This is a genomic window from Novosphingobium clariflavum (genome assembly GCF_026420865.1).
Lineage (GTDB): Bacteria > Pseudomonadota > Alphaproteobacteria > Sphingomonadales > Sphingomonadaceae > Novosphingobium > Novosphingobium clariflavum.
Map to the genome: position 1 here is coordinate 1 of NZ_JAPCWC010000104.1, position 696 is coordinate 696.

The window sequence follows — 696 nt, forward strand, 5'->3', positions numbered from 1 at the left end:
GGGGGCGTTTGCGGGAGGGGGCGGAATCCTACGCCAAGCTCGCCCAGATAGCCGGCGCGAGATCTTACTTGTTGCTGCCTTCTACGGTCGCGCCAGAAAGGCGACGGCTCAGTTCTATCCGGCGATGGCTACGCATTTTGAAGGTGTCTGGCCCAACGCGCCGATACTCAATGAAGCCGAGAGAACGCCAAAATCGCTCTGCCGCTTCATTCGCTTCCAGCACGGCCAACCGAATCTCTGTGGCACCTCTCGCAGCGGCCCAGCTTTCGACCGTCGAGTAAATTGAGCGTCCGACGCCACGACCACGCTGTGCGGCATCTACGATCATGAAGCCGAGATACCATGTGCCATCACGCGGATAATCGCGGAGGATGGCCGCGATTGCATATAGGCCGCCAGGCCCCTTCCATCCCAGGACAGCTTGATTGTGGGCGCTCTTTTCGGGCGGCACATCGGAGAAAAGCTCGCGAGCATCGTCCAGCGTGGGCGCGGCCCCGTCCTGCAACAGGAAATAGTCGCTGCAACGGTTGTACAGGTCTGCAACGTCTGCGGCGTCCGCTTGGGTAAGTTTGATCGGGGCTCCCGTCATCATCATCGCGTTTTGGCAGCAAGCACGCGCTGACCGTAATCCCGGAGTTCCCCGTTGGGACCGACATAGCGGTAGAGAGTGACGCGCTCGATCCCGAGTTCCTTGCA

1 protein-coding gene is annotated in these 696 nt (G+C 60.5%); it reads right to left on the bottom strand.

Annotated features, from left to right (window positions below):
- Positions 1-64: 64 nt before the first annotated feature.
- The gene (locus OKA11_RS24470; RefSeq protein ID WP_007686150.1) at positions 65-595 is read right to left on the bottom strand and encodes a GNAT family N-acetyltransferase; all 531 of its coding nucleotides are present in this window, start codon (positions 593-595) and stop codon (positions 65-67) included.
- Positions 596-696: the final 101 nt, after the last annotated feature.